This is a genomic window from Salinimonas sediminis (assembly GCF_003429285.1).
Lineage (GTDB): Bacteria > Pseudomonadota > Gammaproteobacteria > Enterobacterales > Alteromonadaceae > Alteromonas > Alteromonas indica.
In genome coordinates this window covers 2,751,020-2,765,827 of the sequence record NZ_CP031769.1, presented here as the reverse complement: position 1 = coordinate 2,765,827, position 14,808 = coordinate 2,751,020, and the positions used below count along the sequence as shown (strand labels likewise).

Here is a 14,808-nt window from a genome sequence, read left to right as displayed (position 1 = left end):
TCAGATGTGTGGTATTGTCGGAATAGTCGGTAAAACCCCGGTAGCACAGTCACTTTATGATGGGCTGACTGTGTTGCAGCACCGCGGCCAGGATGCCGCCGGTATTATTACCATAGAGCAAAACCGGTTTAATTTGCGCAAAGCAAATGGCTTGGTCAGAGATGTTTTCCATACTCGCCATATGAAGCGCTTATCTGGCAACATGGGTATCGGACATGTACGTTACCCTACCGCAGGCTCATCTAGCTCAGCGGAAGCCCAACCCTTCTATGTTAACTCGCCCTTTGGTATTGCGTTTGCCCATAATGGCAACCTGACCAATTCCCACGATTTGCAAGAAGAGGTGTTCCGCATTGCCCGCCGTCACATCAATACCTCTTCCGATTCTGAGTTACTGCTGAATATTTTTGCCCACGAGTTGCAAAACTGCACAGAGCTTAGTGTTAGCGCGGAAGACATATTCAAGGTAGTTACCAGCGTTCATAAAAAAATTCGCGGTGCCTACGCGGTCGTGGCTGCGATTATCGGGCAGGGCGTAGTAGCGTTTCGCGACCCTAATGGTATTCGCCCGCTCGCATTGGGTAAGCGAATTACCGAAATGGGCGAAGAGTACATGGTTGCCTCAGAATCTGTTGCGTTGGATACCGTAGGTTTTACCTTTATTCGTGATGTGGCGCCGGGTGAGGCGATATTTATCACTGAACAAGGCGAACTGCATACGCAACAGTGTGCTGAACAACCTTCGACCTCACCATGTGTGTTTGAATTTGTTTACTTTGCCCGCCCTGATAGCTTTATTGATGGTGTTTCGGTATATGCGTCGCGGGTTAATATGGGACGTAAACTGGGCGAGAAAATCGCGCGCGAATGGGCCGACCTGGATATTGATGTGGTTATCCCTATTCCGGAAACGTCCATGGATGTGGCTTTACAGATAGCCAATACCTTAGGCCTGCCGTACCGCCAGGGGTTTGTTAAGAACCGCTATATTGGCCGTACCTTCATTATGCCAGGTCAGACTATGCGTAAGCAGTCAGTCAGGCGCAAGCTAAACGCTATTTCCTCTGAATTTAAAGACAAAAGCGTTCTGCTGGTAGATGATTCAATCGTACGTGGCACAACTTCCGGGCAAATTATTGAAATGGCCCGGGAATCCGGTGCTAAAAAGGTATATTTTGCCTCTGCCGCCCCTGAAATTCGTTTTCCTAACGTATATGGTATCGATATGCCTTCGGCTAACGAGCTTATTGCTTACGGCCGCGAAATTGAACAGATTGCCGACCTGATTCAGGCCGATGGCCTTATTTTTCAGGATATCTCTGATTTGGTGGAAGCCGTGCGCGAAGAAAATCCCGATATCCTGAGGTTTGAGACATCAGTATTCGATGGCAATTATATTACCGGGGATGTAGATCAGGAATACCTGGAAAGAATTGATTTGGCCCGAGGTGAATCAAGCCGCGCGCCAGTGCTTCAGGCGGAACTGTCGAACCTTGAAATGCACAACATGGATTCCGACTAACGCGGCCGGAAGGTACGCAAAAAACGCAGCCAACGGCTGCGTTTTTTTATTTAGGGAGGCCAAATTAGTGTAAAAATTCCGGCCCGAGACCGGAACCCCACGCTATGACGGTGGCCGCCATAAGTATGCTGAGTAACACTAATCCGCAGGTTACAACTGAGCTGGCATAGATAAACCCTTTTTCTTCAGGTATGTGCATAATAATGGGTACTCCCGAATACAAGAGGTAGACAGAATAGGCTAATGCTAACAGTCCGATAGTCATGACAAACCACAGTTGAGGATAAAGCCCGGCGAAGCCCACCATAAATAAAGGGGTCGCGGTATAGGCAGCCAGTTCTAATGATTGGGTGTATGTTGGCTCAGCATCAAATATCGTAGCCAGTTCATGAATCATTACCGCCAGCAACATTGCCCCGATAATCAGCCCCACATATAAGCCGACCGATACAAACAGCGCACTTTGTGGCGTTAATCTAATCACTTCCCCGGCACCAAAGCTCCAGCCTAGTTGGGTGGCTGAGTAATAGGTCACTAAGGAAGGGATCAGGGCGATAAACAGGATATGGCTAAGCGCATAGGCGTAGCTTTCGTGCTTTTTGTCGATACACTCCCATTCTTCTCTTGGATGGGTATAGATACCGAACAGATGGTTAAGGATCATAGCTAGCCCTCAGTTGCTTTTTACAAGTCGTTAACAAATATCACTATCTGTCATCAGCGTGTAAGAGTCAATTGAAAAGTTCAAAAAATAACCAAATGTAAAGGTGGCCGATATGACATTAGGTAAGTGCGGTGGTAAACTTCGCGCGCGAACTTGCGTACCTGAGACGCGCTAACTGAACGGTAGATTTTCTGTATGACCACACCCGCATTTGATTCAGCATTGTTGCAACCTATCAACGCCTTTTTATCCTGTCCTACGCCTGATGAGTGGGTGGCTGAAGCTGTTAAACCGCAAAACCTCGAAGGTCTGTTAATTGATCATTGTAATTGTGAATTAAAGGCCGCCCAGACAGCCATGTTGCTTATCCGGCGGTATGCCGTAGATAAAGCCAACGGCGAGCTATTACTGGCCTGGCTAAAACCCTATGAGGATTTTGTTTACCGCCAGCAGGGTGATGGTAACTTTGATCGGTTACATACCGGTTTGAAAAAAATGATTCAGTCACATGGCGAAACTGATTTTGCTGATGAGCTGGTGAACAAGATGGTGTTGTTGATTAAAGAAGAGTTACATCATTTTCAGCAGGTGCTGGAAATTATGCAAAGTCGAGGGATCACCTATCGCAATGTTGGTGCAGGGCGCTATGCGCGGGGAATGATGCGCCATGTTCGCACCTATGAACCCCAAACCCTGGTGGATAAACTTATTTGTGGCGCCTATATAGAGGCACGTAGTTGTGAGCGGTTTGCCCGGCTTGCTCCCTTGTTGGATGAAGAGCTAGGACGTTTTTATATATCATTACTGCGTAGCGAAGCCCGCCATTATCAGGATTATCTGACTTTAGCTCAGCAAGTTGCAGGTACTGATATTAGCGATAGAGTAAAGCATTTCGCAGAAGTCGAAGCGCAGCTAATCGCTAGCACCGATGCTGATTTTAAATTCCATAGTGGGGTACCTGCAGCGGTTGCAACCGCCTGAAGCTAATGCTTGTTGCCAATATGCAAGACGTGCCTTCCGGGTAAGTTGAGATAGGGTAACTTTGACGTTCCGCATATTTAGCGCCTACCATTAAGAAGCCGCGGCGCCCACTGTCTTTTAAAACAGGTTTTTAAAAGACACCCATGTCTTTTTCAGATAGCGGTACGCGGCTTTTTTGGCAGGACACCCATGTTTTTTCAGATAGCCCTACGAACATCTTTTTAGCTGGACACCCACCGCAAGCGCGTCTATCTGCGGCAAAAGCATGAAGTGGCAACTAGAGCGTTTTTAGCAAGACACCCATGTCTTTCAGATAGCCCTACGAACATCTTTTTAGCTGGACACCCACCGCAAGCGCGTCGATCTGCGGCAAAAGCGTGAAGTGGCAACTAGAGAGTTTTTAGCAAGACACCCATGTCTTTTCAGATAGCGCTACGAGCATCTTTTTAGCTGGACACCCACCGTAAGCGCGTCTATTCGCGGCAAAAGCATGAAGTGGCAAGTAGATAGTTTTTAACAAGACACCCATGTCTTTTCAGATAGCGCTACGAGCATCTTTTTAGCTGGACACCCACCGTAAGCGCGTCTATTCGCGGCAAAAGCATGAAGTGGCAAGTAGATAGTTTTTAACAAGACACCCATGTCTTTACAGAGAGCCCTACGAACATCTTTTTAGCTGGACACCCACCGTAAGCGCGTCTATTCGCCGCAAAAGCATGAAGTGGCAACTAGATAGTTTTTAGCAAGACACCCATGTCTTTTCAGATAGCGCTACGAACATCTTTTTAGCTGGACACCCACCGTAAGCGCGTCTATTCGCGGCAAAAGCGCGAAGTGGCAACTAAGGTGTGGTTGGTTGCCCAGGCTTTCTTATAGTATGTTGATTTTACGCTCCATAGCGGCAGAGAATAACTCGTTTATAAGGGGAGGGAATGATAGCCGGATATACAATTTACTTTGAGTAGTTCATCATAGGTAACGTATTGAAAGCGCTGGCGCTTAACGGATTTCTATTATAAATACGTAAAATCATGCTCAAATGAACCAGTTCGAGGATTTACCACTACAAGTGGTATCCCATAGCAATAACGAGGCGCGAAAACCCTGCGCGTCAGATTAGCAATCAGTAACCTTAGATTTGTTTATTGGTTTACTATCATTGGGTAGAAACAAGCATTGCTCATCAACATTTGGTGAGTTTTTATTATTCCAGTCGCAGGCCGTGTTTTTGCACAATTGTACTAACGGCCGCGTGAAATGTTACGAGGCACTGGCACAATGCAGCACCAGGCAAAAGCACGTTTTATAACCGCTCCCCCACGACTTAGTCTGCTTGAAGGCTTATTGGTGTTCTGTACTGCTGGCCTATATTTACCTATTTGGTTTTATCTTGCGGTGCGCGATATTAAACGTATCACCGACGATGATTTATTCCCGTTAGCATGGACCTTAGTGCCATTGATTTTTGTAGTACAACCGTATGCGCTGATTTGGTTCAGCCGCTACCTAAGACGGGCGGAAAAGCGTTTGAATATACGGCGCTGGCCAATAATTTTTGAATATATGTGGATGATGGTGTTTTTTGGCTGTGGGGTGTTTTTTGCTGCCGCCAGCATTTTCGAAATTGAAACCATCACCAAAATGCTGGTATCGGTACTCTCCATCGTCAACTTTATGCTGATGCACAAACGATTAAACAGATTGCGTCGACGGTGTCAGAATGAAGCCATCGCTATTCGTCATAAAGGTTACAATAGTATGGAATGGATAGTGGTACTTATTTTCACCCCATTGATTTTCGGGCTTTTCCTGTATACCTATATTAATTCAGAATTGCATGAGAACCTACGCTCAAAACAAATCTTCAAGCAAAAGCAGGCTATCGAGCAACAACAAGACTAATATAGCGAGGGCTTACACAGCCCTGTGATCGTAGCGTTTGGCCAACCAATAGGGCGGCGAGGGCCGCACCAGAATAACTGTATCGCCTGGCGAAAAGGCGCATTGCGCATTTTCTGGCTCAATTAAAATATACCGGGTTTGGTGTTCACCGTCGGTAAACCGACCTTCAGCAGGGTTTCCCACCCGTGCTTCGCCTACCGTTATTTGCGCAGCGCAGCCACAATAAGCCTTTGAAAACCTCGAGTGAGACCCATGCAATAAGGTCGTAAGTGATTGGCCACATAAACTGCACCCGATAACCGCTAATGTGGTAGCTAATGGAAGGATAAAAGAGCTGGTATGGATAGCAGGTAGAAGCTTGGTAACTAGCAAGCTTACGGAATAGCCGGCTATCGCAAACAACGTTAAAAACAGTGATAACCATTGCATGTTGGGCATGGCATCCAGCCCCACCCATTTAATTACATGTGTCACGTACGATGGCAAGCGACAAGGGGCGCTGTAAGGATAAGTGCGCTGGTCCGGCATAGTATCAAATACGCCCATACCGCTTTTACCTATTATCATGAAGCCGATTTCCAGCAGGAAAACCGTAATGACTACGGCAACTGCCGCCCCAAACCATATATTTACGCCACTGATTAACCAGGTAGCCATGCTCATCATCCTTAATGAAGCTATGAGCTTGCTTTTATAGCATAAGTGTATCGATTAAGTGAATATCCCGCGTTAAAATAACCGGATTTTACGGTTACTATCTTTATCCGTTAAGTTAATTGCCTCTCACACGCCCGAGATTCCGGTTTAATGCGCGTGCACGGTAGGTAAAGGCTCACCATTGGCCTGATAAAACCCTGAAGCGCCCGCCTCAATAAACCCTTGGTGGACCATATTGGTTAAAAATGGGTCGGTATGATCATCTCCTATATCGGCATAATCCGTGCTCTTATATTTATCGCGATGCTCGAAGAACGCGCTAATTGCCGCTTTGTTATGATGAATATGCTGTAACGTGAACTCTTCGCGCCGCGTGTTATTTTCAATGACCATTGTTTTGACCAGTTTCTTTTGCGCTAACCACGCAACCTTAATCGAGCCATCACGGTGATTAAGTACATAGTGCTCAACTTTGTCACAGCCGATACCGTCCTGGTGAGTCAGTCTCATTGAGCGCAATAACGTATCGCTAATAAGCTGATTATGTTCCGACCAATTCGTATCTCTTTTGCCATGAATCAGTTCTCCAGGTTGATATTCTATCGCCCGTTCATGGGCGTCAAAATAGCGAATGGGTTTTACGGTATCAGGCCGCACAGACTGCCACGCCTGCGTTATTTCCAGTTGAGGATACTGATGGGCTACATTATTGGGTTTGCGCCATAGTGTCAGTGTTCGGTGACGCTGCTGCGGGTTGTCGCTGTACGCGACCTGAGCATAGGTGGCCATAGCCCATTTAGCTGGTTCGTCGCATTGGTTAGCCACGGCCTGCGCACTTGCTAGCGTAAATATTCCTAAAATTAACTTTCTCATATTAACGATAATTTCCATTAAGCGGGTGTGTAAAACTGTCCTGGGCGGCGCAGCGCCACCCAGGAGGTTTACTAAAGACTGCGGTCTGCTTCAGCGACCAAATCAGCGGCAAAATCCATTACGTGAAAAATCACGCTTTGCTCATTCGTACCATTAATCAAAAACGCGCCCGGGCCTTTGGCGTGAATACTCACGTCTTCACCTGAGTGGGTCTCAGACGATAAAGGAACTAACGCTTCTTGATGGTAGCCTGGTGTGGTTGTATCAATTTCGCGTAAGTCTTTGCGGCCGGCGTCAATATCGTAGTTATAGCCTTCGTCAGAATCGGTCTCCTCGCCAAGATTGCGAAATCCTAACCCGTTGGCATAACCCACCGTTGTATAGGGCAAATCATCGGCAGCCAGCGCTGGTTCCTCGGCACCGACATTAACCACCTTGCCCAAAATAGGGTTTCCGCGCTTGGGATAACCGGCAATGGTAAATACATGGCCATGGTCAGCAGTCACAATAATGAGTGTATCCTCGTCGCTGGTAAGTTCGTCGGCCATGGCGACCGCCTCAGCCATCGCCAGCGTATCGTGAAGCGCACCATAGGCGTTACCGGCATGGTGAGCATGGTCTATGCGTCCAGACTCAACCATTAAAAAGAACCCTTCAGCATTGTTGTTGAGAACGTTAATGGCCGCTTCGGTCATTTGAGCAACTGAAGGTTCACCGGCAACATCGTTGCCCCGCTCTGCCGCGTATTGCATATGCGATTCATTAAACAGGGCAAAAACTTTATCAGTGGTTTCGGTGTTTAAGCCGTTAAAGCCAGACTCGTCGGTAACATAGACCCCGGTAGGGTACATATTCTGCCATTCGGCGGTAAGATCGCGGCCATCATTGCGATCGCCTTCAACTTCGCTTACCGCGTCATTGCTATTAAACGCCGGATCATCAGGTAAAAAATGACGCCGCCCGCCGCCCATGACAACGTCAATACCGTCAACGTCCAGACCCGAGTATCGCGCCTCCAGGCTCGCTTCAAAGCCTATTAGTTGCGCCGCAATATCGGTACAGCCTGCCGCTATAGCATCTTGCGGCATATCTGATATATCTTCCCAGTTGCGGTCTGCCGATTTTGCATAAGTGGCCGCTGGCGTGGCATGGGTAATTCGGGCAGTAGAGATAATCCCGGTGGATTTGCCTGCAATTTCAGCTAATTCCAGGGCGCTTACTAACTCGTTGCCAGCAACGGTTGAGCAATCGCCACGTTCGATATTTTCGTTCACGCCAATAACCCCTACATCGGTTTTCACCCCGCTCATCATGGCGGTCATGGTGCCAGCCGAGTCAGGCGTTTGGGCATCCACATTGTAGGTCTTGGCTAGCCCTGCAAAGGGGAATTTATCGAAACTTAACTGGTGCTCTTCGCCTTGTAAGCCGTTCATCTGGCCATCAAGTATGCGCGCGGCGGTGATTGTGGAAATTCCCATGCCATCACCTACAAACAAAATGACGTTCTTTGCCGTACCGCGCAAATTCTCCACCATGGCTTGCAGCTCTGCTTTGCTGTTCACCTGGCCTTGCGAGGTGATCTGCGCTGTACCAGTGCTACTGTTGGTGGCATCTAGCCATACCTGCTTGTTGGCCTGAACCTCTGTGGCTGCGGCCTGAAACCAGTCATTGTTAACACTGGTTAATAATGCAGCGCCGCCCAGGCTATTGCTGCCCGGGGCACACACATAGCTGGTATCGGCTATCTCATCGTCGCTTAACTGGCCGTCAGCGTTTGCGTCCAGGCCCGAATCAAAACGCACCCCGCTATTGGGGCAATGGGTATCGCCCTGGGGCAAATCAGTGTGTACGGTCAGGCTGTTAACACCACTGGCTCCGGTTTCCCCATCGTCGCCGTCCAGGCTACAGGCAGATAAACCCGCTACCGTTAGGGCAATTACACTTAACGTAAATATTTTCATGGCTTTTTCCACCTATTCGCTAACAAGATCAAGAGCTTGGTTAATAAGGTGGAAAACAACATTTTGCTCTACCACACCTTGGGCTAACTGGCTGCCCGGGCCACTGGCATGAAGCGCCACATCTTCGCCCGAATGAGTTTCCGAGCTCAGCGGAATAAGGGCTTCTTGATGATATCCTGCGGCAGTCGTATCGATAGCCGCTAACGCTTGCCGGCCGGCGTTAATCTCATATTGGTAACTTTCGTCGGAATCTGTCTCGTTAGCCAAATCCTGATAGCCTAGTCCGTTCATGTATCCCACTGTGGTGTAGGGCATCCCGTCTGCCGCTAACGCAGGTTCTGCTTCGCCTACATTCACTACCTTGCCTAAAATTGGATTGCCGCGTTTGGGATAGCCGGCAATAGTGAACACGTGACCATGATCGGCGGTAACCAGAATCAGCGTATCTTCGGCACTGGTGTTATCCAGGGCTGCTTTAACTGCTGCTTCAAAAGCCAATGTGTCGGCCAGCGCGCCAGCGGCATTTCCAGCATGATGTGCGTGATCAATTCGGCCTGATTCCACCATTAAAAAATACCCGTTGGCGTTGTTATCCAGAATATCGATAGCTTTGGTGGTCATGTCGGCAATAGAGGGTTCGCCAGCTACATCGTTACTTCTGTCTGCTTCATACTGCATGTGTGATTCGTTAAATAAGCCCAAAACGCGGGTGGTGGTACTGGCATCAATGGCCTCAAAGCCGGCCTGGTCGGTAACGTACACCCCGTCGGTATAGCGCTGCTGCCATTCTGCGGTAAGGTCGCGTTCGTCACTGCGGTCACCTTCTACTTCACTCACCGCATCATTACTGTTGAAGCTGGCGTCGTTAGGTAAAAAATGTCGTCGCCCACCGCCAAATGCGACGTCTATTCCATTGATATCCACGCCGGCATAGCGGGCTTCTACCAAACTTTCAAAGTTAATCAACTGGTCTGCTATATCGGTACAGCCGGCTGCTACCGCGTCCTCGGGCATATCGGATATATCTTCCCAGTTGCGATCCGCTGACTTCGCATACGTTGCCGCCGGGGTGGCATGCGTTATTCTGGCGGTAGACACAATTCCTGTAGCCAGCCCTTTAATTTCTGCCAGTTCCAGCGCGCTAACCACTTCATTGCCAGCGACCGTTGCGCAATCGCCTCGCTCAATGTCTTCATCTACGCCAATAACGCCAACGTCGGTTTTAAGCCCTGACATCATTGCGGTCATGGTCCCTGCTGAGTCCGGCGTCTGTGCATCAACGTTATAGGTTTTTACCATCGCAGTATGGGGGAATGTTTCAAATACCAGGTAGCCTTCCTCACCGGGATTGCCTGCTTGCTGGCCTTTTAAAATACGCGAAGAGGTTAGTGTCGATACTCCCATACCGTCACCGACAAATAAAATTACGTTCTTTGCTTTAAACCGATTGTCGGTAGACAATTTTGCTTCAATACGGGTCTGGGCATCGGTGAACCAAGCGCTCTGAGCCTGATATTCAGGCAGTACGTCGGCATGAACGACTGAGGAAACGGCCATAGCTAAAGCGCTGGCGTTCACTTTCCAGTTAAGTCTCATGGTGTTATTCCTAATTCAGTATTATTGTGGTTGTGATGACAAAGGAAAGGGCCTGACTGTGTGTGCCCGGCAGTACGGGGCGCTGTAGATAGCGTTAAACTCCGATGTCAGAACCGAGCATAGGCAGGGTTTATGACGCTCAATTTACGGATGGATGAAGGATTTGTTGCACAAAAAAGACACGCTAGACGCGCGCGGGGTAAGGGCGGAGCAAAGGGGAAAGGCTAACCCCTTAATATCGGTGTTTACTTAGTTGATCCGGCGTGAAAGCGCAGTGTTTGCAGGTCAAAGCCGTTAGCTGACACTTTTAATACTGAGCCTTGTTCGTACCAATCACCCAGCACGATGCGGGTAGCGGGCTGCCCGTTAACCTGCAAACTGTGAATATCCGGACGATGCGTATGGCCATGGATAAGCCGCTGAACCTGGTAATGCTCCATTATTTTTATAACTTCTTCGGGGGTGACATCCATGATTTCCGGGCGTAAACCTTGCTGGTTCTTTTTGCTCTGGATGCGCGCCTTTTCGGCTACTTTACGCCGATACCATAGTGGCAGGGCCAGCATAATCCGCGGCCACCACCAGCTTCGCGATTTTTTTCGAAACTTCTGATAAGCCACATCTCGTGTACATAGCTCATCACCATGGGTGATCAGGGTGGGAATACCGTATAAGTCTATTACAGCTTGTTCGGGTAGCAGTGTCATCCCGGCTTTATCTGCCCAGCCCTGGCGAAGCGCAAAATCCCGGTTGCCGTGTATAAAATAAATGGGCACCTGCTGACTGACTTTATAAAACGCCGCCGCTATCGCCTCATTAAATGGCGTCACATTGTCATCACCTATCCACACTTCAAACAGGTCTCCCAATACATAGAGAGCTTCTGCCTGTGGGGCATCCTGGGCTAGAAAACGGTATAAACATGCCGTAATATCGGGTCGTTCAGCAGCCAGGTGGAGATCAGCAATAAAGTAGGTAAATGCCATGCAGGTTCTATTTGTAGGTGGTTGTATAAATACAGCGAAGATAACCGAAGGTGACGGGGACATTACATCCGCCCGTCACCAGGCAGGGCAGTTAGCTAACCTGAGCAGACTCGATGATCACAGGCTCAACCGGAACATCCTGATGAAAACCGTGCGAGCCAGTTTCCACCGCTTTTATTTTGTCGACCACGTCCATCCCTTCAACTACTTTGCCAAACGCACAATAGCCCCAGCCGTTTGCTGTTTCACTGGTGTGGTTTAGAAAGTCGTTGTTGCCTACATTAATAAAGAACTGGGCAGTGGCAGAATGAGGGTCCTGGGTACGCGCCATTGCCACCGTACCAATTTCGTTGGCTACACCATTGTTCGCTTCGTTCTGAATCGGTGCTTTGGTATCTTTTTGTTCCATATCAGGGGTGAAACCGCCGCCCTGAACCATAAAACCGTTAATCACACGGTGGAAGATGGTGTTATCAAAAAAGCCATCTTGCACGTAGCTGATGAAGTTTTCTACGGTTTTAGGGGCCTTATCTTCAAACAGTTCAAGTTTGATCTCACCAAAATTCGTTTTAAGAGTTACCATGCATGTTACCTTTCTAATAAGCCGTAATTATAAAGCGTAATAGTAGCCTATTTACGACGCGAGATAAATCGGCGCTAAACAGATGAGTCAGGTTTTATAGGCTCGAAGCGACCAACAAATACTGTGACTTACGTCATGACAGTGCTAAACTTTGCGGCCTTTAAAATCACAGGAATCACGAACAATGCTGCACCTTTACAATACCCTCACCCGTGAAAAAGCGCGCTTTAAACCGCTCGAAGAAGGTAAGGTGGGCTTGTATGTGTGTGGAATTACCGTGTATGACCTGAGTCATATGGGGCATGCCCGCACTTACTTAGCGTTTGATGTCCTGGTGCGTTACTTGCGTCATTTGGGCTACGAGGTTAATTATGTGCGCAATATCACCGATATTGACGACAAAATTATCGCTCGCGCCATTGAAAACAATGAAACCGTGGAGCAACTCACTGAACGTACCATTGGTATGATGCATGAAGATTTCGCTGCCATAAATTTGTTGCTGCCGGATGTCGAGCCTCGGGTTACCGGCCATATCAGCGAGATTATCGATATTATCACACGCCTTATGGACAAAGGGTTTGCTTACCAGGCATCCAGTGGCGATGTGTTGTTTGATGTGAGCAAGTACGCAGATTACGGTCAGCTAAGCAAACAGAATCTGGAACAGCTTAATGCCGGGGCGCGGGTCGATGTTGCCGCAGGTAAAGACGATCCAATGGACTTTGTTCTGTGGAAGACCGCTAAGCCGGATGAACCGTTCTGGGCCTCACCCTGGGGCAATGGCCGTCCCGGCTGGCATATTGAATGTTCGGCCATGAACTACAAACACCTTGGCGCCCATTTTGACATTCACGGCGGGGGCTCTGACTTAACCTTCCCGCACCACGAAAACGAAGTGGCCCAGTCATGCTGTGCTTACAATACGCCTTATGTAAACACCTGGATGCATACCGGGATGGTCCAGGTAGATAACGAAAAAATGTCTAAGTCGCTGGGCAATTTCTTTACCCTGCGCGATGTACTGGAACAACACGATGCTGAAACCTTACGGTTCTTTCTGATGTCAGCCCATTATCGTAGCCAGTTGAGTTATTCCCAAGACAACATTAGCCAGGCCAGGGCCGGGTTGGAGAGGCTGTATACAGCGTTACGAGGGGTCACCATTGATACGCAGGTAGCGTTGTCACACGGCGGCTATCTGACACGCTTTGAAGAAGCCATGAATGATGATTTGAATGTGCCCGAAGCCTTTTCGGTGTTGTTCGATATCGCTCGTGATTTAAACAAGTGTGATGATCCTGCGGAAGCAGGCCGTTTGGCGGGTGTGTTGAAAGGGCTGGCAGGCATTGTAGGCTTGTTGCAGTCTTCTCCTGACCGTTTTTTACAAGGCGACGATGATGACGCAGCCGCGATAGAAGCGTTAATAAAACAACGTAATGATGCCCGTGCAAACAAAGACTGGGCCGCTGCCGATGCCGCCCGTGACGCGCTGACTGCCATGGGGATAGTATTAGAAGACGGCCCGCAAGGAACTATTTGGCGGCGTCAGTAGAGCTTCTACCCAGCCAGCGCCGGGTGCGCTGACAATAAGCGTTATAGCTGGCACCAAAGCTGCGCGCTAGCTGGCGTTCCTCCGGTTTAATTTGATAGACCTGCAAAAAACCACCAAAGGCTGGCGCAATCAGTAGCGCCAGCCAACTGTTGGACGCCAGTGCCAGACCAAACAGCAGCAATACAAATGCCAGATAAATAGGGTTGCGGCTAATGGCGAAAATGCCGCTGGTCAGTAGCGCCGAAGCATTATCCGGCGTACGGGGATCCAACGTCGTTTTATGACGGCGAAACTGCACCACCGCAGACAAAATAATCAGTACGCCCGCCCCGATGATCAACAAACCCACCAGTTGTAATAGTGCCGGCACCTTGCCAATAGGCCACTGGGCAATCAATACCACTGCGCATACGGCGGCAATAAACAGGGCTGCTGGGGGGATTTTTAATTCTAAAGATACACTCATCCGCGTTTTTCCGGGTCTACCACATGTTGGGTTACATCCGGTAAGGGCGATCGCCCCCGGCCGGTGCTAAGCTGAGATTTCCAACGCTGCTGTGCCACATGAGCTTTAACCAGCTCAACACATTCGTCTATTACCTGCAGCACTTCTTGGTCCAGCTTATCGTCTGCTACAGCATACCCCTTTATATTGGTTTCTATAAAGCGGTTTATCCGGCTATCGTCAATATCACTTAAGAGGTGAACCAGCGATGAGGTCACGATATCGGTGACGGTTTGCTCAAGCGTGCTTTCAATGGTTCGGCCCACAACGGGCAAATACTGTAGGTTTGCCATCTGCGGGTTATTTTTAATGGCTTGATTGACGCTCTGGCGAACATGGTCGCGAATCACGGAGCCGCGGCTTTCATCGGCTAAGTTTTGTCCCATATGCTGCATTACGCCCGCCAACCAGCGGCTTAACACCGGTTGGCGGGGGGTAAGTACTTGCTGGCTGATTTTATTTACCAGCGGCGAGCCTTGACGGATATCTTTTTGCACATCGCTTAGTACTTTTATAACAATGCGATCGCTAAGCTCTTCCATCGCGACATCATAATAAAACGCAAAAAATCGATAGAAACGAGTGTGATTTAAATCAATAATTTGCTTTTTATGCAGCCGGTGCAAAATAGAAAAGACCCGCAAAAAGCGGAATAGCCGGGTTGCGGGTAAGGGAATAAGTCCGATCAGATCATACCAGTGTAATACCGGGAAAAAATACCAACGCAAATGTTCCTTGTGCTTTACCGACACTGCCCAGCGCACACAGAATTCAGTAAAAAATACCGCAATAAAGGCCAGGTCTATGAATAGAAAGTTGGCGTGAACGGGCTGATAGCGGCGGTACAAGCTGGGTACGTGTTCGGCCAATAAACGTTGTAGTGCGCTGGTGGCATATAAGGCGTCAAAAATAAGCCAGCCCAGGTTAACTAACAATAGGGCCAGCATAATAATATCCAGTATTAACCAGGGCGTTTCATGACTTTGTCGAAGTTTGTCCCGGTTAATAGTGAACATGATAATG

General features: G+C 48.6%; 13 protein-coding genes. 4 read left to right on the top strand and 9 right to left on the bottom strand.

Annotated features, from left to right (window positions below; all coding sequences use genetic code 11):
- Nucleotides 1-4: 4 nt before the first annotated feature.
- Nucleotides 5-1,522: an amidophosphoribosyltransferase gene (purF, locus tag D0Y50_RS12260; protein ID WP_108568270.1), complete on the top strand. Its 1,518-nt coding sequence runs from the start codon at nt 5-7 to the stop codon at nt 1,520-1,522.
- 64 nt (nt 1,523-1,586) lie between these two features.
- Here the strand turns inward: purF and D0Y50_RS12255 are convergent, their stop codons facing one another.
- Nucleotides 1,587-2,186 carry a Yip1 family protein gene (locus tag D0Y50_RS12255; RefSeq protein ID WP_108568269.1) on the bottom strand — a complete coding sequence of 200 codons (600 nt, stop codon included), beginning with the start codon at nt 2,184-2,186 and terminating at the stop codon, nt 1,587-1,589.
- 195 nt (nt 2,187-2,381) lie between these two features.
- On the opposite strand from D0Y50_RS12255, the gene miaE reads away from it, so the two are divergent.
- Nucleotides 2,382-3,167: a tRNA isopentenyl-2-thiomethyl-A-37 hydroxylase MiaE gene (miaE, locus tag D0Y50_RS12250; protein WP_108568268.1), complete on the top strand. Its 786-nt coding sequence runs from the start codon at nt 2,382-2,384 to the stop codon at nt 3,165-3,167.
- A 1,278-nt stretch (nt 3,168-4,445) separates the two neighbouring features.
- Nucleotides 4,446-5,069: a hypothetical protein gene (locus tag D0Y50_RS12245; protein ID WP_117317205.1), complete on the top strand. Its 624-nt coding sequence runs from the start codon at nt 4,446-4,448 to the stop codon at nt 5,067-5,069.
- Between the two features lie 12 nt (nt 5,070-5,081).
- On the opposite strand, the gene D0Y50_RS12240 is transcribed toward D0Y50_RS12245, so the two are convergent.
- The 6 genes from D0Y50_RS12240 to D0Y50_RS12215 all read right to left on the bottom strand — a co-directional run bounded on the left by D0Y50_RS12240 (nt 5,082) and on the right by D0Y50_RS12215 (nt 11,725).
- On the bottom strand, nt 5,082-5,726 hold the full coding sequence (locus tag D0Y50_RS12240; protein ID WP_170145503.1) for an OB-fold-containig protein: 645 nt from the start codon (nt 5,724-5,726) through the stop codon (nt 5,082-5,084).
- A gap of 147 nt (nt 5,727-5,873) precedes the next feature.
- Nucleotides 5,874-6,599, bottom strand: a complete 726-nt coding sequence (locus D0Y50_RS12235; protein ID WP_133175141.1) for a hypothetical protein — start codon at nt 6,597-6,599, stop codon at nt 5,874-5,876.
- A 71-nt stretch (nt 6,600-6,670) separates the two neighbouring features.
- On the bottom strand, nt 6,671-8,560 hold the full coding sequence (locus D0Y50_RS12230) for an alkaline phosphatase (RefSeq protein WP_117317203.1): 1,890 nt from the start codon (nt 8,558-8,560) through the stop codon (nt 6,671-6,673).
- Between the two features lie 12 nt (nt 8,561-8,572).
- On the bottom strand, nt 8,573-10,156 hold the full coding sequence (locus tag D0Y50_RS12225) for an alkaline phosphatase (protein WP_108568263.1): 1,584 nt from the start codon (nt 10,154-10,156) through the stop codon (nt 8,573-8,575).
- Between the two features lie 245 nt (nt 10,157-10,401).
- Nucleotides 10,402-11,142, bottom strand: coding sequence for a UDP-2,3-diacylglucosamine diphosphatase (lpxH, locus tag D0Y50_RS12220; RefSeq protein ID WP_108568262.1), 741 nt, complete (start codon nt 11,140-11,142; stop codon nt 10,402-10,404).
- Between the two features lie 91 nt (nt 11,143-11,233).
- Nucleotides 11,234-11,725 carry a peptidylprolyl isomerase gene (locus tag D0Y50_RS12215; RefSeq protein WP_108568261.1) on the bottom strand — a complete coding sequence of 164 codons (492 nt, stop codon included), beginning with the start codon at nt 11,723-11,725 and terminating at the stop codon, nt 11,234-11,236.
- Nucleotides 11,726-11,909: 184 nt separating this feature from the next.
- Between D0Y50_RS12215 and cysS the strand changes: the two genes are divergently transcribed.
- The gene (gene cysS, locus D0Y50_RS12210; RefSeq protein WP_108568260.1) at nt 11,910-13,280 is read left to right on the top strand and encodes a cysteine--tRNA ligase; all 1,371 of its coding nucleotides are present in this window, start codon (nt 11,910-11,912) and stop codon (nt 13,278-13,280) included.
- Here cysS and D0Y50_RS12205 read toward each other — a convergent pair.
- Nucleotides 13,261-13,746 (bottom strand): methyltransferase family protein, encoded by a 486-nt coding sequence (locus D0Y50_RS12205; protein ID WP_108568259.1) that lies wholly within the window; start codon nt 13,744-13,746, stop codon nt 13,261-13,263. The genes cysS and D0Y50_RS12205 overlap by 20 nt on opposite strands.
- Nucleotides 13,743-14,801 carry an ion transporter gene (locus tag D0Y50_RS12200; protein ID WP_108568258.1) on the bottom strand — a complete coding sequence of 353 codons (1,059 nt, stop codon included), beginning with the start codon at nt 14,799-14,801 and terminating at the stop codon, nt 13,743-13,745. The genes D0Y50_RS12205 and D0Y50_RS12200 overlap by 4 nt, the downstream gene beginning before the upstream one ends.
- Nucleotides 14,802-14,808 lie beyond the last annotated feature (7 nt).

Excerpts from the sequence above, each read along its gene's own strand:
- purF (WP_108568270.1), top strand. The coding sequence starts at position 5 with ATGTGTGGTATTGTCGGAATAGTCGGTAAAACCCCGGTAGCACAGTCA.
- D0Y50_RS12255 (WP_108568269.1), bottom strand. The coding sequence starts at position 2,186 with ATGATCCTTAACCATCTGTTCGGTATCTATACCCATCCAAGAGAAGAA.
- miaE (WP_108568268.1), top strand. The coding sequence starts at position 2,382 with ATGACCACACCCGCATTTGATTCAGCATTGTTGCAACCTATCAACGCC.
- D0Y50_RS12245 (WP_117317205.1), top strand. The coding sequence starts at position 4,446 with ATGCAGCACCAGGCAAAAGCACGTTTTATAACCGCTCCCCCACGACTT.
- D0Y50_RS12240 (WP_170145503.1), bottom strand. The coding sequence starts at position 5,726 with ATGGCTACCTGGTTAATCAGTGGCGTAAATATATGGTTTGGGGCGGCA.
- D0Y50_RS12235 (WP_133175141.1), bottom strand. The coding sequence starts at position 6,599 with ATGAGAAAGTTAATTTTAGGAATATTTACGCTAGCAAGTGCGCAGGCC.
- D0Y50_RS12230 (WP_117317203.1), bottom strand. The coding sequence starts at position 8,560 with ATGAAAATATTTACGTTAAGTGTAATTGCCCTAACGGTAGCGGGTTTA.
- D0Y50_RS12225 (WP_108568263.1), bottom strand. The coding sequence starts at position 10,156 with ATGAGACTTAACTGGAAAGTGAACGCCAGCGCTTTAGCTATGGCCGTT.
- lpxH (WP_108568262.1), bottom strand. The coding sequence starts at position 11,142 with ATGGCATTTACCTACTTTATTGCTGATCTCCACCTGGCTGCTGAACGA.
- D0Y50_RS12215 (WP_108568261.1), bottom strand. The coding sequence starts at position 11,725 with ATGGTAACTCTTAAAACGAATTTTGGTGAGATCAAACTTGAACTGTTT.
- cysS (WP_108568260.1), top strand. The coding sequence starts at position 11,910 with ATGCTGCACCTTTACAATACCCTCACCCGTGAAAAAGCGCGCTTTAAA.
- D0Y50_RS12205 (WP_108568259.1), bottom strand. The coding sequence starts at position 13,746 with ATGAGTGTATCTTTAGAATTAAAAATCCCCCCAGCAGCCCTGTTTATT.
- D0Y50_RS12200 (WP_108568258.1), bottom strand. The coding sequence starts at position 14,801 with ATGTTCACTATTAACCGGGACAAACTTCGACAAAGTCATGAAACGCCC.